Annotated in this window: 15 protein-coding genes; 7 read left to right on the top strand and 8 right to left on the bottom strand. The window is 62.1% G+C overall.

Annotated elements, in window-relative coordinates; translation table 11 throughout:
• Positions 1 to 169 precede the first annotated feature (169 nt).
• Positions 170 to 1,075: a LysR family transcriptional regulator gene (locus FJD34_RS11340; protein ID WP_032863678.1), complete on the top strand. Its 906-nt coding sequence runs from the start codon at positions 170 to 172 to the stop codon at positions 1,073 to 1,075.
• On the opposite strand, the gene FJD34_RS11335 is transcribed toward FJD34_RS11340, so the two are convergent.
• The 5 genes from FJD34_RS11335 to FJD34_RS11315 form a co-directional block, all read right to left on the bottom strand.
• Positions 1,072 to 1,815 carry a hypothetical protein gene (locus FJD34_RS11335; RefSeq protein ID WP_065943738.1) on the bottom strand — a complete coding sequence of 248 codons (744 nt, stop codon included), beginning with the start codon at positions 1,813 to 1,815 and terminating at the stop codon, positions 1,072 to 1,074. The genes FJD34_RS11340 and FJD34_RS11335 overlap by 4 nt on opposite strands.
• Before the next feature lie 138 nt (positions 1,816 to 1,953).
• Entirely contained in the window at positions 1,954 to 3,300 is a 1,347-nt protein-coding gene (locus FJD34_RS11330) for an OprD family outer membrane porin (protein WP_090290789.1), read from the bottom strand.
• A 135-nt stretch (positions 3,301 to 3,435) separates the two neighbouring features.
• The gene (locus FJD34_RS11325; RefSeq protein ID WP_223232699.1) at positions 3,436 to 4,779 is read right to left on the bottom strand and encodes a citrate-proton symporter; all 1,344 of its coding nucleotides are present in this window, start codon (positions 4,777 to 4,779) and stop codon (positions 3,436 to 3,438) included.
• A gap of 95 nt (positions 4,780 to 4,874) precedes the next feature.
• On the bottom strand, positions 4,875 to 6,263 hold the full coding sequence (locus FJD34_RS11320; protein WP_032863673.1) for an amidase: 1,389 nt from the start codon (positions 6,261 to 6,263) through the stop codon (positions 4,875 to 4,877).
• Positions 6,264 to 6,533: 270 nt separating this feature from the next.
• A complete protein-coding gene (locus FJD34_RS11315) occupies positions 6,534 to 7,928 on the bottom strand; it encodes an aminotransferase-like domain-containing protein (RefSeq protein WP_032863671.1) in 1,395 nt (464 codons plus the stop codon).
• 131 nt (positions 7,929 to 8,059) lie between these two features.
• Between FJD34_RS11315 and FJD34_RS11310 the strand changes: the two genes are divergently transcribed.
• From FJD34_RS11310 to FJD34_RS11300, 3 genes are all read left to right on the top strand, one after another.
• Positions 8,060 to 8,695, top strand: a complete 636-nt coding sequence (locus FJD34_RS11310; RefSeq protein ID WP_090290790.1) for a LysE family translocator — start codon at positions 8,060 to 8,062, stop codon at positions 8,693 to 8,695.
• Between the two features lie 117 nt (positions 8,696 to 8,812).
• Entirely contained in the window at positions 8,813 to 9,871 is a 1,059-nt protein-coding gene (locus FJD34_RS11305; RefSeq protein WP_065943737.1) for a diguanylate cyclase, read from the top strand.
• Positions 9,872 to 9,941: 70 nt separating this feature from the next.
• Positions 9,942 to 11,177, top strand: a complete 1,236-nt coding sequence (locus FJD34_RS11300; RefSeq protein ID WP_065943736.1) for a M20/M25/M40 family metallo-hydrolase — start codon at positions 9,942 to 9,944, stop codon at positions 11,175 to 11,177.
• Positions 11,178 to 11,233: 56 nt separating this feature from the next.
• On the opposite strand, the gene FJD34_RS11295 is transcribed toward FJD34_RS11300, so the two are convergent.
• Together FJD34_RS11295 and FJD34_RS11290 are read right to left on the bottom strand one after the other, a co-directional pair.
• Positions 11,234 to 14,308: an efflux RND transporter permease subunit gene (locus FJD34_RS11295; protein ID WP_090293089.1), complete on the bottom strand. Its 3,075-nt coding sequence runs from the start codon at positions 14,306 to 14,308 to the stop codon at positions 11,234 to 11,236.
• A 2-nt stretch (positions 14,309 to 14,310) separates the two neighbouring features.
• Positions 14,311 to 15,423 (bottom strand): efflux RND transporter periplasmic adaptor subunit, encoded by a 1,113-nt coding sequence (locus FJD34_RS11290; RefSeq protein WP_090290791.1) that lies wholly within the window; start codon positions 15,421 to 15,423, stop codon positions 14,311 to 14,313.
• Positions 15,424 to 15,760: 337 nt separating this feature from the next.
• Between FJD34_RS11290 and FJD34_RS11285 the strand changes: the two genes are divergently transcribed.
• From FJD34_RS11285 to FJD34_RS11275, 3 genes are all read left to right on the top strand, one after another.
• Entirely contained in the window at positions 15,761 to 16,627 is an 867-nt protein-coding gene (locus FJD34_RS11285) for a pirin family protein (protein ID WP_065943734.1), read from the top strand.
• A gap of 713 nt (positions 16,628 to 17,340) precedes the next feature.
• Positions 17,341 to 18,783 carry a mechanosensitive ion channel family protein gene (locus tag FJD34_RS11280; protein WP_032860299.1) on the top strand — a complete coding sequence of 481 codons (1,443 nt, stop codon included), beginning with the start codon at positions 17,341 to 17,343 and terminating at the stop codon, positions 18,781 to 18,783.
• A 104-nt stretch (positions 18,784 to 18,887) separates the two neighbouring features.
• Positions 18,888 to 19,325 (top strand): carboxymuconolactone decarboxylase family protein, encoded by a 438-nt coding sequence (locus FJD34_RS11275; RefSeq protein WP_032860298.1) that lies wholly within the window; start codon positions 18,888 to 18,890, stop codon positions 19,323 to 19,325.
• Here the strand turns inward: FJD34_RS11275 and FJD34_RS11270 are convergent, their stop codons facing one another.
• Entirely contained in the window at positions 19,326 to 21,488 is a 2,163-nt protein-coding gene (locus FJD34_RS11270; RefSeq protein WP_090290793.1) for a TonB-dependent siderophore receptor, read from the bottom strand. It abuts the gene before it with no gap.
• Positions 21,489 to 21,704: the final 216 nt, after the last annotated feature.

The following is a 21,704-nucleotide window of genomic DNA, read 5'->3' as shown; positions in this document are numbered from 1 at the left end:
GGTTGGGCAGAGGCGTCAACGGCAGGCGTCGTTTTCAGGTAAAACAGGTCGTAAACCACCTTTTGACTCCCAGACCAATTCAAACCCATGTGGGAGCGTTCACAAAATTGAGTCTGGCGCAGTAATTGCCTCCCTTCTGGGTCCAGTCTTTGTGCAGGAGCACCCGACCATGCAATTACGAGCCTTGCGGTATTTTCACGAGGTGGCGCGCTGTGCCTCGTTGCGTAAGGCGGCCGAGCGTTTGTACGTCACGCCCACTGCCGTCAGCCGGCAGATCGAGCACCTGGAACACTTCTTTGGCGCCGCCCTGATTGAGCGCGGCCCGCGTGGCATCCGCCTGACGGTGGAGGGTGAGTGCCTGGCTGAGCAGGTCACCAGCACCCTGCGTGGTCTCGATCAAGTGCGCGATGTGATCGCCAGCCGGCAAAGCCAGGTGGCGGGTAACATCAGTATCCATGTGTCAGAAAGTATCGTTTCCACGGTTCTGGCGCCGGTGCTCGCGGCGTTCTACCGCGCCCATCCCAAGGTCACGTTCAATATTGTGATCGCCAGCGCCTCGGCCACCCTGGATGCCCTGTGCAGCGGTGAGGCCGATCTGGGCCTGGCGTTCTATCTGCAGGAGCGGGCCGATGTTGAAGTCACCGCGCAATGCGAGCTGTGGCACCGGGTGCTGGTCAGTGCCGAACACCCTTTTGCCCAGCGCGACAGCATTGAACTGCGTGAGCTTGAAGGCCAGCCCCTGGCCATCCCCGACTCGGCTTACGGTGTGCGCCAGGCCCTGGAGGCCGCGGCGAAAAAGCGTGGGGTGACGATCCAGCCGGTGTTCACCACCAGTTCCCTGGAAGTGCAAAAAAGCCTGGCCCGGCAACGGGCGGCGGTGTTGATCCTGCCCCAGGTGGATGCCGATGCCCGTGACCTGGGCGATGGCCTGGTCGCGGTGCCGATTGCCGATGAACACCTGGGGCGGATTCGCATCGACCTGTGCGGGTACCGCAACCGGCCACGCTCGGTGGCGGTACTCAAGTGCCAGGAAATGCTCGCCAGCGCGATGCAGCGTTGCGCGCTGGTGGACTAGTCGGCCAGGCAACGGGTCGACGATGGCGGCTGCCTGCCCTGGGCCAGGTAGGTGCCGACCCAGCGGTTCACGCACTGGCTGGCATCCGTGGTTGTGCTCTGTAGGTACGGGCCCTTGAGCCGCAGGGTGGCGGGCAGAGCCTCGAATGCCTGGGTGGTGGCTTCGACGGGCTCGATCAGCACCATGCGCTCGACGCGATCGGCAAACAATGCGGCATAACCGGCGCCGAGCAAATTGCCTTGGGCGATGCCCAGGAAGCTGATGCGTTGCTCTCCCAGTTGCAGGCGTACGAACTCCATGTCCCAGGCCGATTGTTCGTCGGCCGCTCCATTGCGTGGGCTTAGCTCGATGACATCGTAGAAACGCGTCAACGTGCGGTACGCCTCAGTGTTGTAGTACTTCCAGACCGTCGCCAGATGCACCGCAAAGACTCCGCGTAAATCTGCTTGAGGCGTGGCGGGGCGGGCGAAGATTACACCTCGGCGCTCCAGGGGCTGCCGGGCACCGACCCGAGTGATGGTCAGGCGATAGGTGCGTGCGTCAGGGGCTTGATGGTCCAGTGGCACGGTGACAATGCCGCACTGGGTGCGCGCGACCACCTCCTGATCCAGGGCCCGCCCGGGCAGGCGCGGGCAATCGACCAGCCATTCGATACCCGGCGGCGCGGCGTGGCTGGGTGAACTCAAGAGCATCATCAAACTACTGATGATGCAAAGCGCTGCTGTTTTCAAAGGATTCATCCGCGTTCCTGGGTAACCGTCCATAGGGGCAGACTTTTTACCAAGTGCGGCGATGAGCCAATGCCGGAGCAATCTTATGCAGGGTGTAAGAATTCTGAATATTTCCCGTCGGCATTGACTGGTGCCGACGGGCGGTTGTCAGAACAGGTTGATGGGAAAGTTGCCAACGATCCTGAATTCGTCATAGCTGCCATCAATCTGCCCGCCGCTGGCGCGGTGGTTGTAGACGATGGTGCGCACCACGGTGTTCTTCAGTTTCCCGGATTGCACCACATAGGCCAGCATCAAGCCGTTTTCGTTGTGCTTGGCGTTGTCCAGCCCGCGCACGTTGTAGCCGGTGTTGTGGCCGTTGCGATCACCCTCGTAGTGCGTGCCGTCGATGCCCCAGCCCTTGGCGTGCCACAGGCTCGCCGTCAGGCCGGGCACGCCGTAGGCGGCCAGGTCAATGTCGTAGCGCAGTTGCCAGGATTTTTCGTTGGGGCCGTTGTAGTCCGAATACAACGAGTTGGCCATGTAGTTGCCGGTGGACTCCCACACATAGTCGAAGTACTCGTTGCCGAACACCTGTTGCCAGGCCAGGGTCAGGCTGTGGGCCTGGTGGTTGGCGGTCACGGCCAGGCTGGCGGCGTCGTTGTCGATGTAGCCCAGGCGCTGCTGGCCGGAATCCTGGGTGTGGTAGTAGTGCAGGGCGGTCTTGAGGGCGAGCGCATTTTTGTCGCCGACGCGATGGGTCAACCCCAGGTAATACTGGTCCCACATGTCCTCGAAACGCGAGCCGTAGAGGCTGGCTTCCAGGCCATGGCCGGGCTTGAACGTGGCCCCCAGATAGCTGATGCGCGCGCCGCTGTAGGCGCGGTTGCCGAAGGTGGTGGTCAGGCGCTCGGCGCCGGTACCGGTACGTGGGATTGCGCGGTCGAAGCTGCCGCCCTGGATCGACAGCCAGTCCAGTTCGTTGCTGTACAGGCCCACGCCCTGGAAGCTTGAGGGCAGGGCGCGGTTGTCCTTGTAGCGCAGGATCGGGTTTTCGGTCATCAAGCGCCCGGCCTTGAGCTCGGTGTTGGACAGGCGAAACCGCACATCGCCCACCCCCAGCCGGCTCCAGGTCGGGATCGCGTCGCCGTCGCTGTCCACCAGCATGCGGTCGCCGCCATTGGCCACCTTGCCATGCCCGCGTTGCAGGTTGACGGCACTGAACACCCCCACATCCACACCCACGCCGATCACACCTTGGGTATAGCCGGAGCTGTACTTGAGCATGGCGGTCTGTACCCAGGTTTCACGCACGCGGGTGCGTTCGATGCCGCCGGGTTTCTTGATGCTCAGGTAGGTACTGCGCTGGGTGTGCTGGTTGGAATAGTAGTGACGCAGGTTCAGGTCCAGGCTGCTGCCCTCGATAAAACCGGGCGCGCTGGCCTGGGCGTTTTCTTGCGCATAAGCCTGGGTGCCGGCCGCCAGGGTGGCGGCCAGGAAAAGACGTGGATACATGGTCAATCCCCACACAAAAAAGGAACTGTAGGCGCGAGCTTGCTCGCGAAAAACCGCAGACCGCCGCGTGCATCCAGAATGCGCGCGTTATCGTTGACGATCTTCGCGAGCAAGCTCGCTCCTATAAAGGAGGGCCTATACGCATTGTTCTGCGAACCGGGGCTTCTGCGAGCCGGGGAGCACGGGCCGGGTTTCCTTGGCGAACCAGGCGGCGGTGAGGCACACCAGGTTGGCGATCAACAGGTACCAGACCGGTGACATCGGGTCGCCCGTGGTGCCGATCAGCCAGGTGATGATGATCTGCGCGGTGCCGCCAAATGCCGCCACACCGAAGGCGTAGACAATCGAGAACCCGGTGGAACGCACGGACTTGGGAAAGCTCTCTACCAGCAACACGATCAACGCCGCGCCACTCATGCCATGCAGGCCGGACAGCACTGCCAGGGTCAGGAGGAAGGTCGAGGGGCTGGGGTGTTCGGTCATCAATTGCAGCGCCGGGAACAGGATCAGCAACAGCACTACCCGTGGCGTCATCAGGATTGCGCGGCGCCCGAAGCGGTCGCACAACATGCCACCGGCAATGGCACACACCGCCATGGCGGCGCCGGCCACCAGGGTCGAGAGCATGGAGATGCTGGTGGGTAACTTCAGCTCGGTGAGGGCAAAGGTGGTCATGTAGTTGAGGAAGTACTGGGTGATGGTGCTACCCGAGAGAATCAGCAAACCCAGGACCAGGGCACGCCGATGCTTGCCGCAGACTTCGCGCACCAGGTCGCCCGTGCTGGTGGTTTCGCCTTGGCCATGGAAGGTCTCGGCCAGGTTGCGGCGGATATAGATACCAATCGGCAATACCAGCAGGCCGAACACGAACGGCACGCGCCAGCCCCAGCTGTTGAGGTCTTCGGGGGACATCACTTTGGTCAGGGTATAACCCACCAGCCCGGCCGCCATGGCAGCGACGCCCTGGGCTACCACTTGCCAGCAGGCATAGGTGCCACGCTTGTGCGGTGGAGCGGCTTCGAGGATGTAGGTGGTGGCGGGGCCCGCTTCACCGCCCCAGGCCAGGCCCTGAATCATGCGCGTGACCACCAGCAGGATCGGTGCGGCAATCCCGATGGTCTCGTAGCCAGGCAATATCGCAATACTGCCGGTGCCCACCGCCATCATCACCAGGGTCAGCAGCATCGCCGGCTTGCGTCCGACGCGGTCGGCGTAGGCGCCAATCAGCACCGCGCCCAGGGGCCGTACGATAAAACCGATGCCGAAGGCGGTGACTGAAAGCATCAAGCTGAGGAAGGCGCTGTCGGACGGGAAAAACGTGTGGCCGATCATCACCGCGAATGTCGCGTAGACCCCAAAGTCGAAAAACTCCACCGCATTGCCCAGCACCACGGCGAAGATGCTCTTGCGGCCGGCGTCCGGCGATGGCGTTTCAGGTGTGTGCTCGGGACCCTCGCGGGTCAATTGTTCAGTGTGCATACCAGCCCCTCGGTTTTAGTTATAGGTCGCCCAGGCCCCGGCCTTGGGGCCAGGGAACGGGCGTGTGGGTGGGCAGTTCAGTTACAGCGTCAAGGTCAGATCGGGTTCGGCCATTGGTGGATTGCGCCACGCCAGCTCTCATAGGTTTTTGCGATTTGCAGCAGCCAGATATCGGCGAAACGGGGTGCGATCATCTGCAGGCCGATGGGCATGCCATCGGCGGCGAAACCACAGTTGATCGACAGCGCCGGTTGCTCGCCCATGTTCCAGGGCACGGTGAACACGATGTGTTCGAACGGCAGTTGCGGATCATTGCTCGGTGATGGCCATTGCGCTGGGAATGCATTGACCTGGTTGGTCGGTGACAGGATCAGGTCGAGGTCGCTGAAGGCCTGGGCAGCACGGCGGCGCATTTCAAAGGTCTGGTTGAAACCCTGCACCGCCTGTACACCGCTGATGTCGGCACCGGGTGCGGCCCAGTCGCGGATGTACGGCAAGACCTTATCGAACTGCTCGCTGCTCAAGGCCGACAAGTCGCCCCATTGCCGGGCGCGCCAGAACTGGTCGAGGCCGTCGAGTTGGGCGCGGTCCATGATCGGCGGGATCAGCGTGACCTTGGCACCATGGGCTTCGAACAGTCGCGCGGCTTGCTCGACCGCTTCACATACGAAGCCTTCCGGTTGCAGGCCTGCACCGGGCTCCAGCATCAGGCCTACGCGCAAGCCCTTGACCGACAGCGGCTGGTTGCTCCACTCGCGGGTGAGCGGCGGCAGGCTGGTGGCGTCGCGGGCATCGGGGCGGGCCAGGTGCTGCATCATCAATACGCAGTCATCGACCGTGCGGGTCATGGGCCCGGCGGTGCGGCCGGTGTAGTACGGATCAATCGGGATACGCCCCAGGGTCGGCTTGAACCCCACCAGGCCGCACCAGGCGGCGGGCAGGCGCACCGAACCGCCGATATCGGTGCCGATATGCAGTGGGCCGTAACCGGCGGCGGCGGCAGCGGCGGCGCCTGAGCTGGAACCGCCGGTATTGTTGGCGGTGTTCCACGGGTTGCGCGTGATGCCATGGAAACTCGACAGGCCGGAGGAGAGCATGCCGAAATCCGGGACAGTGGTCTTGGCCAGCACAATCGCCCCGGCTTCACGCATCCGTGCGGCGGGTGGTGCGTCCCGGAGGGCCGGGGTCAGGCGGGTGGCGGCGCTGCCGAGGGGAATCGGCGTGCCTTCGGTGGCGACCAATTCCTTGATGGTCACGGGCACGCCATCGAGCACACCGTTGGGCTGGCCTTTGTTCCAGCGCTCGGTGGAGGCCTGGGCTTGCTGGCGCACCTGCTCTGGGTCGAAGGCATACAGGGCGCGGATCTTCGGCTCCCAGCGGTCGATGTGGGCCAGCAGATGGTCGTAGTAGTCGATGGGGGAGAGCTGGCGGCTGGAGAATTGCTCCAGCAACTGGGCGGCCGTGAGGTCGTGAAGATCGGTCATTGAGCGCTTCCTGGTGATGGGCCTTGGGGCTCATGGCGGGTGGCTGTTGATCTGGACTATATAAACCTGCCGGGGTATCGACCATCACAATCGAGGCGGTGCAGTGTTGCGTTTTTGTGTGCACTCAACGGCCACGACTGTGGGAGCGGGCTTACCCTAATGCCAGTCAGTTAAGGTTTTTTTGTAGGAACTAGGCGTCCCCCTCGCTCCTACAGAAAGCAGAATCCGTTTAACTGACTGGCATTAGGGCTTGCCCGCTCCCACAATGGATCAGCGCAACAATTGCTCGACCGCCGCCCACACCTGCGGGTCATCACAATGCGCCACGTTAAACCGCATGAAATCCCGTAGCCCTGGCTCATATCCAAACAACGCCCCCGGCGCCAACACCATGCCGCGCTTGAGCCCTGCCTCGGCCAGTTGCTCACCATTGACCCCCGCCGGCAGGCGCGCCCATATAAACATCCCGGCCGTATAGGCGATGGGCAGTTCACAGCCACAACGGCGCAGCCACTGCTCCACCCGTGCGCCGGCTTCGAGCAATCGCTGGGCCATACGCTTGCGGTGCCGGGCATAGCTGCCCTCATTGAGCAAGCGATAGACAATCTGCTCGAACAACTCTGACGTCACACCGCCGCTCATCAGTTTCATATTGGTCAGGTTGGCCGCCAATTGCGGCGCAGCTACCACATAGCTGACGCGGGTATTGGCGCTGAGGGTTTTCGAGAAGCCCGACAGGTAGGTCACCTGGTCCAGGCCGGCGAGTGCTGCCAGGCGTGGCGGCGGGTTGGGGTGCAGGTCGCCGTAGAGGTCATCCTCGATGATATGGCAGTGGTATTGGCGCATCAGTTGCAACAGCCCAAAGGCCTGGGCGGCGCTGAAGGAATGGCCGGTGGGGTTGTGCAAAATACCGGTGGTCAGATACAGGCTGGGCTGCTCGAAGATCAGCAATTGTTCCAGGGCGGCCAAGTCGAAACCGTCCGGGCCCCGTGGCAGCGTCACCACCTTGACTCCATGCAGTGCCAGGTTGGCGTGGAAGTTGAAGTAACACGGCGCATCCAGCAGCACTGTATCGCCGGGGCGGGCCAGCAAACGCATCAACATATCCAGCCCCTGCAGGGTGCTGGGCGTGGTGATGATCTGTTCCACCGGTACCGCCAGGCCATCGCCCTGCAGTTTTTGCTGCAGGGCCTGGCGCAACGGCAGGAAACCCGCCGGGGTGCCCATGCCGGCTATGCGCAGCGACGGCGCCCGCACCACACTGCGCATGGCCTGGCGCATGGCTTCGCAGTTGAGCCAGTCTTCAGGCAGGTGACCACCACCGGGGCGCAGTTCGCCTTGGCCGATGAGCATGGGCCTGCGCAGGACACTGAGCAGATCTTGGGGCAGCAGGTCGACCCAGTTGCTGGACGACGGCTGTGCCTGGCGCTGGGCAACAAAATGCCCACGGCCCTGGCGCGAGGTCAGCAGGTGCTGGCCGCGCAGACGGTCGAGGGCTTCATTGACCGTGAATTTGCCGACGCCCAGTTGCTCGCCCAATTCACGCACGGAAGGCAGTTTGCTGCCGGCGGCCAGTTCGCCCTGCTCAATGGCACGGGCAAAGGCCTCGACGATTTGCTGGACCTTGGGGCCTTGGTCATGGAAGCGTATCTGCGGAAGGGGCATCGCGACGTCCTGATGTTTGCCGGTCACTTTACCGGTAAAGTCTGCGTGAATAACCGCAGAGTTTACCTGCCCGCCGTCGAGTCCGCGCCCTAGACTGCACAACATTCCCCCCTGTCGTGAAATTACCCACCATGGTCACCGCCCTGACGCTGTCATCCTTCCTGTACTTCCTGCTGCTGTGCAGCACGTTGGCCTTCAGCCCCGGGCCCATGACCTTGCTGCTATTGAGCCTTGGCCTGAAGGACGGCTTGCGCCATTCGCTGCCGGCGCAGTTTGGCGCCAGCGTGTCGTACCTGATTTCGATCCTGATCTTTGCCGTGGGTTTTTCCGAGTTGATCAGGGGCTACCCGCTGATTACCCAAGGCATCCAACTGGTGGGCGTGGCCTACATCCTCTACCTGGCCTACAAGCAGTGGACCAGCAGCGGCGTGCAGATCAGCACTGCCGGGCAAGCACCGCAGACGCGCCGTGGCCTGTTCGGCAAGGGCCTGCTGACCGGGTTGTCCAACCCCAAGGCCATTATTTTGTTCAGCGCGGTGTTCCCGCAATTTGCCGCCGTGGGCCAGGACAGCGCCGCGGGCGACATTGCCATCCTTGGCCTGACATTCCTGATCCTGCAGTTCGCCAGTGGCTGCCTGTATTGCTATTTCGGCCAACGGATCAAGCATGTGCTGGAGTCGCCGCGCAAGCGTGTGCTGTTGCAGAAGGTCACGGCAGTGCTGCTGCTGGCCGTGGCGATGCTGCTGGCGCGTGGGTTCTCCCAGTAGGAAATGGCGCCAAGTCGTTGGCACTGCGGCCTGCACGCGGGATAAGCCTCTGAGCGGTAGTGGCTATTTGCCGTTGCCCTGATAGACTTCCAGCATTCATCCAGGATCAGCCAGATCATGCCAGCCGCAGGAGGGAAAGGACTTCCGCTCGCCAAACGCCTGTACAAATCGCGGGCCCTGGGGCTGACGCTCGGGTTTGTGTGTGTGGTCGCCGGTATGTACCCACTGGACCCGCCAAAATGGGTCTGGGCGTGGATGTTGATCAACGCTTTCGTCTGGCCGCACGTGGCCTACCAATGCTCACGCCGTGCCGCAAACTCCCTGCGCACTGAACGCCGCAATTTATTGTTTGACTCGTTTTGTGGCGGTTTCTGGGTCGGTGCCATGCACTTCAACCCGCTGCCCAGTGTCACCACACTGTCGATGATGACCATGAACAACGTCGCCATCGGCGGGCCGCGGTTTATGCTGCTGGGCTGGGTGGCCCAGGCGTTGGGCGTTGGTGTGGCGATGCTGATATTCGCCCCGGCCTATATCGCCCTGACCACCTCGACCCAACTCTACGCCTGCTTGCCGATCCTGATGCTCTATCCGTTGGCGCTGGGCTGGATCTGCTATCGCCAGGCCATCACCCTGGCCCGGCACAAGCGCGAACTACTGGCCCTGAGCCGCACCGACAGCCTGTCCGGGCTGCTCAACCACGGCGCCTGGAAAGACCATCTGGAACTCGAATTCCAGCGCTGCCGCGGCGGCCAGCAAGGCGCCGCGATTGCGTTGATCGATATCGACCATTTCAAGATCATCAACGACACCTACGGTCATGTCACCGGCGATATCGTGTTGCGCCAATTGAGCAAAGTCCTGCGCCAGAACCTGCGCGCCACCGACCTGGCGGGGCGTTATGGCGGCGATGAGTTCTGCGTGATCCTGCCGGACATGCCCCTGGGCCGCGCCACGGAGGTGATGGATGCCTTGCGCGATCGCTTCAGCTCCCTGGGTTATGCCCAGGACCCGACCCTGCGCGCCAGCCTGAGCATCGGCCTGGCGCCGTATCAACCGTCCCACGGCGATGCGACCAGTTGGCTCAGTGATGCGGATCAGGCGTTGTATGAGGCCAAGAGCAGTGGGCGCAACCGGGTGAGGTCGGTGCAGGGGAGTTGGGTCAGGTCGGTTTGAGGATGAATAAAGCGATGCTTGTCAGGTAGGGTATGAGATTCCCCCTCCAATAAAAAACAAGGATCCGTTCATGACTTTCAACCTCCACCGCACGATGCTGTCCGCCGCCTTGGCGCTTTCCCTGGGCATCGCCATGCCGGCCTTCAGCGCCGAACCTCACCAGCAGATCCAGGCCGATGCCGAGCAGTACAAGGCGCCGGCCTTGAAGTTGCTGGAGCGTCTGGTGAATATCGACTCGGGCTCTGGCTACGAGCCCGGCCTGACCCAGGTGCGCGACATTGCCGTCGATGAGTTGAAACAATTGGGTTTCAGCATTGAACTGGTGCCGGATGCAGCGGCCAATAACAGCCATGTGATCGCCACCCTCAAAGGTACGGGCAAGGCCAGAATCCTGCTGATGGCGCACATGGATACGGTGTTCAAGGAAGGCTCGGCGGCCGAGCGGCCGTTTCATATCAAGGACGGCCGCGCCTATGGCCCCGGGGTGATGGATGACAAGGGCGGGATCGTCGCCGGAATCTATGCCTTGAAAGTGCTGAAAAACCAGAATTTCACGGACTACGCGCACATCACCTTCCTGCTCGATGCCAGTGAAGAAACCGGTTCTGAGGCCGCCTCCGAACTGATCCGCAAAACCGCCAAGGGCCATGACGTCACCCTGAACCTGGAGCCCGGTCGCCCGGCCGATGGCCTGGTGGTCTGGCGCAAAGGCAGCGCCACGGCGGTGGTCGAGGTCAAAGGCAAGGCCGCTCATGCTGGCGTGGCCCCGGAGTTGGGGCGTAATGCGGCGATGGAGGCGGCCCACCAGATCCTGCAACTGGGCAAACTGGGGGATGAAGAGAAAAAGACCACGATCAACTTCACCGTGCTCAAGGCTGGCGACCGCACTAACGTTATCCCCGATCAAGCCACGGCCAAGGCGGATGTGCGGGCAGCGTTGCCGGAAGAGTTTGATCGGATCGAGAAAGATCTGGCGCGGGTTTCCGCCAACAAGCTGATCCCCGACACGCAGGTCACGACCAGTCTGAAACGGGGTTTGCCACCGATGCCGCAGACACCTGAGTCCGATAAATTGGTGGCTATCGCCCAGGGTATCTATGCAGAACTGGGCCGCAAGCTGACCATTGAAGGCAGCGGTGGGGCGGCGGACGCCAGCTTGTCCGCAGGTGTTGGCACCCCGACGCTGGACGGGTTCGGGATTGTCGGTGGCAATATCCATACAGCGCAGGAATATGCCGAGGTGGAGAGCGTGGCACCGCGGATTTATCTGTTGAGCCGGATGATTATGGAGCTGGCCAAGCGCTGATCTACCTGTAGGAACGGGTTTGTGTGGGAGCGAGCAGCCCGCTCCCACATTGGGGTTTATGGTGTCTGGGGGATTGCCGCCTGCACCTTGTCCCGCCCCAACACCAGGCTGCACAACGCCGGCAAAAACAGCAGCGTCAATAACGTCCCCACCAGCACCCCGCCAATCAGCACATACGCCAGCGACGACCAGAACACCGACAAGGTCAGCGGAATAAACGCCAACGCCGCCGCCAGCGCGGTCAAGATCACCGGCCGGGCACGGCGCACGGTGGCTTCGACAATCGCCTCGCCGGTCGCCATGCCATGCGCCTGGTTCTGGCGGATCTGGTCGGTAAAGATCAGGGTGTTGCGCATCAGGATCCCGCCAATCCCGATCAGCCCCAAAATGGCATTGAAGCCAAACGGCTGGTTGAACAGCAGCAGGGTCGGCACCGCGCCGATCAACCCCAGCGGGGCGGTGGCGAAGACCATGAACATCACGCCGAACGAGCGCACCTGGAACATGATCACCGTGAGGGTCAGCAGGATCATGATCGGGAACAGCGCGGCCAGGGCGACATTGGCCTTGGCGCTTTCTTCCACCGGGCCGCCGATGTCGATGCGATAGCCGGCCGGCAAGCCTGCGATCAGCGGTTGCAGGTCTTTGTAGACGGCCATTTCCACATCGGGCGGTTGCACGCCGTCGATGATGTCGGCGCGCACTTCGACGGTGCTCGCGCGGTTACGCCGCTTGAGAATCGGCTCTTCCATCACCGCCTGGAAATGCCCGACCTGGGCCAAGGGCACCGATACGCCGGCGCTGTTGGTCAGGGTCATGTTGTCGAGGTTGCCGAGGTCTTCGCGCTGGTTGCCCTGGGCGCGGGCCACCACGGACACGGTGCGGTTGCCTTCGCGCACTTCGGTGATGGGGTTGCCGCTGAGCAGGGCGTTGAGTTGGGATTTCACCTCGTTGGGGGTGAAGCCCAGCAGGCGCAGGCGATCCTGGTCCAGCACCAGGCGATAACCGCTGCTGCGCTCGCCCCAGTCGAGGAAGGCGTCCTTGGTCAGTCGGTTGGCGGCGACTACTTGGCGCACGTCTTCGGACACACTGCGCAGCACGTTCAGGTCCGGGCCGGACACGCGAAACACCACCGGGAACGGTACGGGCGGGCCGAACAGCAGTTGCGTAACCCGTACCCGCGCCGCCGGGAATTCGCCGGCGGCGATGCGTTCACGCATGCGCAGCTTCAAAGCGTCCCGCGCATGGGCGTCGGGGGTTTGCACGATCAGTTTGGCGAAGGCCGGGTCCGGCAGTTCGGGGTTCAACGACAGGAAAAAGCGTGGCGCACCGCCGCCCACGTAGGTGTCGACCATCGTGGTTTGCGGCTCTTGCAGCAGCGCCTTTTCCAACTGCGCCGCCACCGCTTCGGTGCTTTTGAAGGCACTGCCTGGCGGCATATACACCTCCAGGATCAGTTCGGAACGGTCGGAGTTGGGGAAGAACTGTTTTTTCACCAGGCCCATGCCCAGCCCGCTCACTACAAAGGCGGTCACCACCAGCCCGGTCACCAGCCAGCGACGGCGTACGCAGGTTTGCACCAGGTTGCGCAGTTTCTGGTACCAGGGCCCGGCATAAATCCCATCGTGGCCGCCGGGCACCGGCTTGATGTCGGGCAGCAGCTTGACCCCCAGGTACGGGGTAAACACCACGGCGACCAACCAGGACGCAATCAGGGCAAAGCCGACGATCCAGAAGATATTGCCGGCATACTCGCCAGCACCGGAGCGGGCAAAGCCCACCGGCAGAAAGCCAATGATCGTCACCAGCGTGCCGGTCAGCATTGGCGCGGCGGTGGAACTCCAGGCAAACGTGGCGGCGTGGATGCGGTCGAAGCCTTCTTCGAGTTTGACCACCATCATCTCGATGGCGATGATCGCGTCGTCCACCAGCAGGCCCAGGGAAATGATCAGCGCGCCGAGGGTGATGCGGTCGAATTCGCGCCCGGTCAACAGCATGATGACAAACACAATCGAGAGCGTCAGCGGCACCGCTGCCGCCACCACCAGCCCGACCCGAAAGCCCAGGGCCAACAGGCTGATGATCATCACCACGGCCAGGGCGACAAAGAACTTGAGCATGAACTCGTTGACCGCCAGGCTGATGTTTTTCGCCTGGTCGGCGACTTTTGCGAAGTTGATACCTAACGGCAGGTCAGCCTGGATTTTGGCTTCCTGGGCCTTGAGGCTCTTGTCCAGGTCCAGGCCGTTCCAGTGTTTTTCCATGATGATGCCCAGCATCAGCGCCGGGTCGCCCTGGTGGCGGATGCGGTAGCTGGGCGGGTCTTCGTAGCCGCGGCTGACGGTGGCGACATCGGCGATACGCAGCACTTTGCCGTCCACCGGCAGCGGCACGTTTTCGATCAGCGCCAGGCTGTCGAAAGCCCCGTCGATACGGATATAGGCGCGGGCGCCGGCGGTTTCGACAAACCCCGACGGGGCCACGGCGTTCTGCGCGGCGAGGGCGGCGAAGATCTGCTCGGGCTTGATGCCCAGGGTGGCCAGGCGCTCATAGGAGAACTCGACAAACACCCGCTGGGCCTGTTCGCCAAGGATGTTGACCTTTTTTACCCCCGCCAGATTGAGAAATTCCTGGCGCAGTGCTTCGGCCATTTGCACCTGCTGGCGATGGGGCAGGTGTTCGGCTTCGAGGGCGTACAGGGCGAAGTACACATCGGAATATTCATCGTTGAAGAACGGCCCGATCACGCCCTTGGGCAGTTTGGCGGCCTCATCGCTGAGTTTTTTGCGGGTCTGGTAGAACAGGTCCTGGATTTCGTTGGGGCGCGTGGATTCGAGGAAGGTCATGCGCATTGATACAAAACCCGGTTGGGCGATGGTTTCGACGCGGTCGTAGTAGTCCAGTTCCTGCAGGCGCTTTTCCAGGCGGTCGGCCACCTGTTCCTGCATCTCCTGGGCCGTGGCGCCGGGCCAGGCGGCGGTGATGGTCATGACCTTGACCGTGAACAGCGGGTCTTCGGCGCGTCCCAGTTTGCCGAAGGAGAAAATCCCCGCCGCCAGGATGGCGAGGATCAGGAATAACGTCACGGCGCGGTGCTTGACCGCCAGTTCAGAGAGGTTGATACCGCGCATGATCATTGGCCCTGCCGACGGCTGAGTGCCAGCGCCTGGGCGGGCAGCAGCCTTATGCTGTCACCGTTGTGCAACAAGTGGGCGCCGAGGGCGACGATGATCTGGCCGGGGCTGACGCCGCTGCTGAGTACGGCGTCTTCCTGGCCCAGGTAGGCCACGACCACTGGGGCAAAGCTGACCTTGTCGTCATCGCCGATTAGCCATACGCCAGTGCCGCTACCCGTGTCGTGCAGGGCGCCGATCGGCACGCGGGTCTGTGGCAACGAGCCGCTGCCTTGCAAGCGCAGGGTGATGGTGGAGCCGAGTGCAAAGCGATCAAAGGTGCCGTGCAGCACGTAGCGAGCACGATAGGTGCGGGTGACGGGATCGGCACTCGCGGACAGTTCGCGCAAGGTCGCCGTGACGGCCTGGTCGGGCGCGCCGAAGGGCAGGGCCAGGGCTTTGTGCGAGGCCTGCTCGCGCTGGTTTTCCGGCAGGTTGATGATTGCTTCCCGCGCACCGTCGTGGGCCAGGCGCGCGACAATCTGCCCTTCGGCCACCACTTGCCCGCGCTCGACGCGCACATCGGTGACCACACCGTCGTTATCGGCCCTGAGCACGGAGTAGGTGCGGCGGTTTTCGATCTGGCTGGCGTCTGACTGGGCGGCGGCCAGTTCGGCTTCGGCGACCCGCAGGTTGGTCGCCGACTGGTCGAAAATCTGCCGCGACACTGCGCCAGTGCTGGCCAGGCGTTGGTAGCGGCTTGCGTCATCACGGCGCTGGCGCAGTTGCGCCTGGGCGGCGTTGACGCGGTTTTTCGCCGAACGTAGCGCCAGTTCGAAGTCGCCGATATCCAGTACCAGCAAGGTGTCGCCACGGGACACATGTTGGCCGGGATCGACCTTACGCTCGATCACCTTGCCGCTGACCCTAAAACCCAGGTCGCTTTCGGTACGGGCTGCCACCACGCCGGTATAGGCACTCTGCTGACTGGCGGCGGTTTCAACTTTGGCCGCCAGCACCGGGCGCGGCGCAGGTGTGTGGGCGGCGGTATCGGCAGGGCTGTTGCAGCCGCTGAGGAGGATCAACAGCGCCAGGGACGGGAAAAGGCTGCGAAGGGGAGGACGTGGGCTCATTTCAGGCTCCTGCTGCTGGACTATTAAAAAATTACGGTCGTAATATTAAGTCGTATATTATGACCGAAATATAATTAAATCCAGCCCTTCATTTTCAAGCTCGACAGTGACTACGGGATACGCGGGGTGGTGGTTGTCACACTTTGTCCAAGTTAAACGGGTGCAGATGATGATTCTCTTTTGAGATCAATCCTGAAGGTCTACGCCCATGCTTCCTGCTTTTCGTTTTGCGCCGCTGTCATTGGATCGTCCCATGTATGGAACGATGCGAGCCATATTCGCCGCCTACCGCCTTATTGGTATTGGATTTAAGGTGTATTCACTTTGGAGGATCATCATGAAAAACATCATTGGTATCTACACCAGCCCGCGTAGCCACTGGGTAGGCGACGGTTTTCCGGTTCGCACGCTGTTTTCCTACGACACTATGGGCAAACATATCAGCCCGTTCCTGCTGCTGGACCACGCTGGCCCGGCGGATTTCACCCCCACCACTCAACGGCGTGGCGTGGGCCAGCATCCGCATCGCGGCTTTGAAACTGTGACCATCGTCTACAAGGGCGAAGTCGAGCACCACGATTCCACTGGTGCCGGCGGCAAAATCGGCCCAGGTGACGTGCAGTGGATGACGGCTGCCAAGGGGATCCTGCACGAGGAGTTCCATTCCGAAGCGTTCGCCAAAAGTGGCGGCGCCCTGGAAATGGTGCAGTTGTGGGTCAACCTGCCGGCCAAGGACAAAATGAGCGACGCCGGCTACCAGACCATCCTCGACGGTGATATTCCGTCGCTGCCCCTGGCCGATGGCGCCGGCAGCCTGCGCCTGATTGCCGGTGAGTTCGCCGGCGAGAAAGGCCCGGCCCGCACCTTCACGCCGATTGACGTGTGGGACCTGCGCCTCAACGGCGGCAAGGCCGTGACCCTGGACCTGCACGCCGGGCGCAATACCGCGCTGGTGGTGCTCAAAGGCACCGTGCAAGTCAATGGCAAGGAACTGGCGCGCGAAGGGCAACTGGTGTTGTTCGAGCGCGAGGGTGAGCAGATCAGCCTGGAGTCGAACAACGACGCCATGGTCTTGCTGCTCAGCGGTGAGCCCATCGACGAGCCCATTGTCGGTCACGGCCCGTTCGTGATGAACACCGAGCAAGAGATTCATCAGGCCTTCGCCGACTTCCAGTCCGGCCAGTTCGGCCAGATGCACGGCTGATACTGAGTGAGGCTGCGATGGCGGCGGCACAGGCGCTAGAGAAGTATTGCCTGATCCACCGCTATCGCAGCCTCGCCGGGGCTCGACAGCTCCCACACTTGATCCATGTCGCGACCAAAATCCCGGACCTGCCACCCATCCCTGTGGGAGCTGTCGAGCTTTAGCGAGGCTGCGATGGCGGCGGTACAGGCGCTAGAGATGTATTGCCTGATCCACCGCCATCGCAGCCTCGCTAAAGCTCGACAGCTCCCACACATGATCCATGTTGCGGCCAAAATCCCGGACCTGCCACCCATCCCCGTGGGAGCTGTCGAGCTTTAGCGAGGCTGCGATGGCGGCGGCACAGGCGCTAGAGAAGTATTGCCTGATCCACCGCCATCGCAGCCTCGCCAGGGCTCGACAGCTCCCACATTTGATCCATGTCGCGGCCAAAATCCCGGACCTGCCACCCATCCCTGTGGGAGCTGTCGAGCTTTAGCGAGGCTGCGATGGCGGCGGCACAGGCGCTAGAGATGTATTGCCTGATCCACCGTCATCGCAGCCTCGCCGGGGCTCGACAGCTCCCACACTTGATTTCTGTCGATGCCAAAACTCGGGCACACCGCCGATCCCCTGTATCTGGACCCACAGGGTTTGCGTTTCGTTTGTCAGGCCCTATACCCGTCAATCCCGTTTCGTGCGATCTTCACGGCATTCGCCCTGGAGTCGCCTGGATGCTGCCTTTTATCTCCGATCACCCGATGGTGTGCGCCCTGGCGCTGATCCTTATCGATATCGTCGTCTGGCGTCTGTTTTCTGCCAGCTCCGGCAATTGGAAGCTGGTCGCCCGCCTGGTGATCTTTGCCACCTACAGCGCGGTGCTGTTCAACGACGGCATGAACCCGATGCAAATCGCGCCTTATGCCGACAACACCCCCTTGCACATGGCCGCCACCGCCTTGCAGATTGGCTGGTGGTTGTTTGCCGCCCGCACCCTGACGGTGTTGCTCGGTGCGTTGATGATGCAGCGAGTCGGCCACACCGGACGGTTGCTGCAAGACCTGATGGGCGCGGTGATTTTCCTGATCGCGATCATCGCCGCCATGGCTTACGTGCTGGACCTGCCGGTCAAGGGCGTGCTGGCGACTTCCGGCGCGGTGGCGATCATCGTCGGCCTGGCGCTGCAAAGTACCTTGAGCGATGTGTTTTCCGGGATCGTGCTCAACACCACCAAGCCCTATCAACTCGATGACTGGATTTCCATCGACGGCACCGAAGGCCGGGTCACCGACATCGACTGGCGCGCCACGCGCCTGCAAACCTCCCAGGGCAGCATGGCGGTCATCCCCAATTCGCTGGCGGCCAAGGCCAAGATCATCAACTTTTCGCGCCCGGCGGACATGTTCGGCCTGGCAGTGAGCCTGCAAGTCAGCCCGCATGCGCGCCCGCAAACGGTGCTCGAAGCCCTGGAGCGCGCCATGCAAGGTTGCCGGCAATTGCTGGCCAAACCGGCGCCGAGCGTGGCTTTCAAGACGTCCACTGGCGGTGGCGTGGAGTATGAAATCAGCGGCTTTGTGCCGGCCATGGGCCTCAAACGCGAGGTGCGCAACCAGCTTTACGACCTGGCCTACCGGCATTTGCAGGCGGCTGGCGTGAGTTTGCTATCGAGTGCCGAAAGCCCGACCTCGCCGACCACGTCGCCAGCGCGGGCATTGCTGGAAAGCTCAAATATCTTCTCCACCCTGCGCCAGGAAGAGAAGGAAACCTTCAGTCAGAACATGACGGCGCAAACCTTCCGTGCAGGCGACATGATCCTGCCGGCAGGGGAGGCCAGCGATCACCTGTTCATCATCGAGTCCGGGGTGGTTTCGGTGATGCTGGCCAAGGCCGGGCACACGTTCGAAGCCGGGCGCATGGGGCCGGGGGAAGTGATCGGCGAGGCCGGGATCCTCGGTGAGCAGGGCGTACCGGCGGATTTTGTGGCCAAGACCTATTGCACCCTCTACCGCATCGAAAAGGAATACCTCAAGCCGTGCCTGGACGCGCGCCACGATATCAGTGAAGCCATGCAGAACCTCCTGGATTTCCGCCTGCACGCCGCTCAGCACCTGACCCAGGACGCGCCGATCGTGCCGGTGAAAAAGGGCTTCTTGCATTGGCTGCGCAACCGGGTCTGAACGGTCTGGCATTGGCTACCTGTTCTTCGCCCGGATTGGCTATTTGTCCGCCGCAGTGGGGTGATTAAGCTAGGCACCAATCCCCACTGTCCTGGAGTTACACCATGTCTGCCCGTATCGATTTCTACACCGCTTCCCCAGACGCGATGAAAGCCATGCTCGCCCTGGAAGCGGCCGTCGGTAAACTGTCCATCGAACTGCCCCTGCTGGAACTGGTACGCCTGCGCGTGTCGCAGATCAACGGCTGCGCGTTCTGCCTGGATATGCACACCGCCGATGCACGCAAGGGCGGCGAGACTGAGCGTCGTCTGTACACCGTGTCGGCCTGGCGCGAAACGCCATTTTTCACCCCGCGCGAACGTGCCGCCCTGGCCTGGGCCGAAAGCCTGACCCTGATCAGCCAGACCCACGCTTCGGATGAAGATTATGCGTTGCTCAATGCCGAGTTCAGCCCGGCTGAGCAGGTGGACCTGAGCGTGGCCATCGCCACCATCAACAGCTGGAACCGCCTGGCGGTGGGCTTTCGCAAGATGCCCAAGTAATCAGAAATTCACTGATGCACTCAAGCGCGCCGTCAACGGCGCGCCCTGGAACAGGTAGTCATCGCCCATATACTCGCCCGCGTCGCGCCAGTAGCGCTTGTCGAACAGGTTGTCGACGCTCAGGCGAAACACTGTTTCGTAGCCGTCGACCTTGGTGCTGTAGCGGCTGCCGATATTGACCACCGCATAATCTCCAACCTCCACATTGCCGGTGCGATTGGCGTTCTTGCTGGCGCTGTATTGCACGCCACCGAGAACGGCGAGGCCGTTGACCCACGGTAGGGCATAGTCGGCGTACACGCTGGCGCGCAGCTTGGGCACGTTGATCGTCTGGTGATCTTCGTATTGCGGCGTACCGCTGCCGTTCACCCGCGCGCGAATGGCTGCCACGCTGGTAGCGATCTGCAGGCGCTCGGTGGCCCAGCCGTTGGCCGACAGTTCCAGGCCGGTGTTTTTCTGCTGGCCTTGCTGCACATAGGTGAAGTCACCGGCGCTATCGGGCTTGGCGTATTGATAAGCCTGGCGGGTCTGGAACACGGCGGCGGCGAAGCTGATGCGGCGCCAGTCGTATTTGACCCCGGCTTCGAGTTGGCGCGAGACGGTCGGTGCGAGGATTTCCCCATCATTACTCGCATACCACGGTGCTTCGCCGCCTAGGGACAGGCCTTTGCTGTAGCTGGTGTACAGCGAGAGATTGTCCATCGGTTTGTAGATCAGCGCAGCGTTGGGCAGGAACTCGTATTGCTGGGTGTGGCGTTCCTGGACGCCAGTCTGATCGAAGGCTTTTTCATCCAGACGCACTTCGCGGCCGCCCAATACGGTTTGCCACTGCTCGTTGAAGCTGATGCGGTCGGTGACGAACAGCCCGTACTGGCGGCTGTCGAGGCGTCGATGACTGTCGTTCAAAGGCTTGTCGGTAGGCGTGAAGGCTGGTGGGTCCTGATCGATATTGCCGCTGCCGATGGGCTCATTGACCGACTTGCGCTTGTCAATCACCCGGCGAAAGGCGCTGGTGCCGAAGGTCAGCTCATGGCCTATGCCTGCGGTTGTGAACAGGCCGGTCATGGCCGCCTGGATTTCATCATTGCGCCGGGTATCGTCAGGGCTGCGGTAGTCAGCGATGTCGTAGTTGCCTTCCGGACTGAAGTAGTTCGGTACTTTGACGCCTTCGCAACTGGCGGAGCCGTAGCACCCCCAGGCAAACGAGCTGTAATCATCAATCACCACCTTGCTACGCGCTGCGCTGATATTGCCTTTCCACTGGTCACTGAAGCGGTATTCGAACTTGCCGTTGAGGTTCAGCGAGTCGATGCCCACCTGCTTGGAACCACTCTGGTGGCCGAGCAGTTTTTTCGGTGATGCGTCATGGGGCACTTCGGTGCCGCCGAGCAACTGGTAACCGGGCACCGAGCGCTGTTGCTTGTCCTGGTATTCGGCATCCAGTTGCAGCACAGCGTCGGGGCTGATGTTCCAGTCGAACGCCAGGGATAGGAAATCGCGCTGGCCATTGGCGTGTTCGACATAGGAGTTGAGGTCTTCATGGGCGACGTTGGCGCGCAGGCCGAACTGCTGCTCGCTGCCAAACCAGCCGCCGACATCGGTGGCGATATAGCCGCTGCCGCGATCATCGGTGGACACGGTGACCGAGCGCACGTCTTCCGGGCGCTTGGTCACGTAGTTGATCACGCCGCTGGGCTCGGAGATCCCGCTTTGCAGGCCCGCCAGGCCCTTGAGCAATTCCACCCGTTGCTTGTTTTCCAGGGCCACGTTCTGCTCGCCGGTGATGGTGCGCCCGTTGATCTTGTAGCTGCTGGCGGCATTCAGGGAAAATCCCCGCACCACGAAATTTTCGTAGTAGCCGATCGGCGCGTAGCTTTCACCCACCGAGGCGTCGTTGCGCAGCACTTCGCTGAGCAGGCGGGCTTGCTGGTCCTTGATCAGCGCGGCGTTGATCACGGTAATCGAAGCCGGGGTGTCGAGCAGCGGCGCGTCTTCGAAGCCGCCGACCGATGCGCTTTCACTGCGATAACCGGACTCATCCTGGCCCAGGATCTTCAGCGCCGGCAGTTCCAGCTCAGCCGCCAGGCTGTTGCCGATGCCGCCGCTGAGCAACAGGCCGAGGGCGAAACGTGAGGTGACGACGGGACGAAAACGCAAAACCATGGGGCAAGGCCTTAAAGCGCGGGCGGGGGCGCATAAGCTAGGCATAAGTGCGCGCCTTTACAAGCACTCGCCTTGGCCGAGAACATCGTTAACGATAACGCAGCGCTAAAAAGTAACCCGAGGTGCCTGTGGGATTTTCGTCGGACCGCCGCCCGCAGATAAGCTCGCTCCTTGATTTATCGGCCGTGCCTTGATACCTGTCAAAACCCGCCGTGA

This window comes from Pseudomonas brenneri (assembly GCF_007858285.1).
In the GTDB taxonomy this organism is placed as follows: domain Bacteria; phylum Pseudomonadota; class Gammaproteobacteria; order Pseudomonadales; family Pseudomonadaceae; genus Aquipseudomonas; species Aquipseudomonas brenneri.
The sequence above is the reverse complement of the archived record's forward strand: the minus strand, read 5'-3'. Positions and strand labels throughout refer to the sequence as shown.

What these genes read in the sequence shown, in the direction of transcription:
- FJD34_RS11280 (WP_032860299.1), top strand. Translation starts at nt 17,341, where the DNA reads ATGCTGCCTTTTATCTCCGATCACCCGATGGTGTGCGCCCTGGCGCTG.
- FJD34_RS11330 (WP_090290789.1), bottom strand. Translation starts at nt 3,300, where the DNA reads ATGTATCCACGTCTTTTCCTGGCCGCCACCCTGGCGGCCGGCACCCAG.
- FJD34_RS11295 (WP_090293089.1), bottom strand. Translation starts at nt 14,308, where the DNA reads ATGCGCGGTATCAACCTCTCTGAACTGGCGGTCAAGCACCGCGCCGTG.
- FJD34_RS11340 (WP_032863678.1), top strand. Translation starts at nt 170, where the DNA reads ATGCAATTACGAGCCTTGCGGTATTTTCACGAGGTGGCGCGCTGTGCC.
- FJD34_RS11285 (WP_065943734.1), top strand. Translation starts at nt 15,761, where the DNA reads ATGAAAAACATCATTGGTATCTACACCAGCCCGCGTAGCCACTGGGTA.
- FJD34_RS11290 (WP_090290791.1), bottom strand. Translation starts at nt 15,423, where the DNA reads ATGAGCCCACGTCCTCCCCTTCGCAGCCTTTTCCCGTCCCTGGCGCTG.
- FJD34_RS11300 (WP_065943736.1), top strand. Translation starts at nt 9,942, where the DNA reads ATGACTTTCAACCTCCACCGCACGATGCTGTCCGCCGCCTTGGCGCTT.
- FJD34_RS11325 (WP_223232699.1), bottom strand. Translation starts at nt 4,779, where the DNA reads ATGCACACTGAACAATTGACCCGCGAGGGTCCCGAGCACACACCTGAA.
- FJD34_RS11310 (WP_090290790.1), top strand. Translation starts at nt 8,060, where the DNA reads ATGGTCACCGCCCTGACGCTGTCATCCTTCCTGTACTTCCTGCTGCTG.
- FJD34_RS11305 (WP_065943737.1), top strand. Translation starts at nt 8,813, where the DNA reads ATGCCAGCCGCAGGAGGGAAAGGACTTCCGCTCGCCAAACGCCTGTAC.
- FJD34_RS11315 (WP_032863671.1), bottom strand. Translation starts at nt 7,928, where the DNA reads ATGCCCCTTCCGCAGATACGCTTCCATGACCAAGGCCCCAAGGTCCAG.
- FJD34_RS11335 (WP_065943738.1), bottom strand. Translation starts at nt 1,815, where the DNA reads ATGAATCCTTTGAAAACAGCAGCGCTTTGCATCATCAGTAGTTTGATG.
- FJD34_RS11270 (WP_090290793.1), bottom strand. Translation starts at nt 21,488, where the DNA reads ATGGTTTTGCGTTTTCGTCCCGTCGTCACCTCACGTTTCGCCCTCGGC.
- FJD34_RS11275 (WP_032860298.1), top strand. Translation starts at nt 18,888, where the DNA reads ATGTCTGCCCGTATCGATTTCTACACCGCTTCCCCAGACGCGATGAAA.
- FJD34_RS11320 (WP_032863673.1), bottom strand. Translation starts at nt 6,263, where the DNA reads ATGACCGATCTTCACGACCTCACGGCCGCCCAGTTGCTGGAGCAATTC.